Here is a 645-nt window from a genome sequence, read left to right on the forward strand (position 1 = left end):
CTAAGCCTTTCAGCGCCGATGGTACTGCAGGGGGGACCCTGTGGGAGAGTAGGACGCCGCCGAACAATTATTGTAGAAAGCCCCGTACCAGGAAACTGGTACGGGGCTTTTCTGCGTTTACAGGCATTTTGTGGGTGTGGAAACTCGGATGAGCTTGGGTTGGCCGGCTCGTTAGGATCTGAGGTATGAGCGAGTACGTGATACGTCCTGTCCAGGGTGACGAGTGGGCCAAGGTGAAGGAGCTGCGGATCGCGGCTCTGCGGGATCCGGCCGCGGCGGTGGCCTTTCTCGAGACCCTTGAGCAGGGGGAGAGCCGGACCGATGAGTTCTGGCAGGACCGGGCTGCCGGGGCTTCGGCGGGGCGGGCGGTCCGGCAGTTCGTTGCCGAGGCCCCTGACGGGGAATGGGTCGGGACGGTGACCGTACTCGTTGAGGAGGCCGGCGCGGACGACATCTTCCAGGGGGAGATCGAGCAGACCCAAGGGCACCTCGTGGGTGTGTTCGTCCGACCCGGGCAGCGGGCAGGGCTGTTGCAAAGTCTTTTGGTCTTGGATCGTTGCTGGTCAGGAGAGGCCGAGGAGTTCGAGGGGTCGTCGGAAACAGTCGTAGGACATCTCGCGGAGGCTGGCCGCGATGTTCGTGTGG

General features: G+C 63.4%; 1 protein-coding gene. It reads left to right on the forward strand.

The features are described 5' to 3' along the window. Window positions 1–185 precede the first annotated feature (185 nt). The coding region (locus OTB20_RS42340) for a hypothetical protein (protein ID WP_267825203.1) at window positions 186–645 on the forward strand (460 nt) is incomplete at its 3' end.

Source organism: Streptomyces sp. H27-H1 (genome assembly GCF_026627445.1).
Taxonomy (GTDB): Bacteria; Actinomycetota; Actinomycetes; order Streptomycetales; family Streptomycetaceae; genus Streptomyces.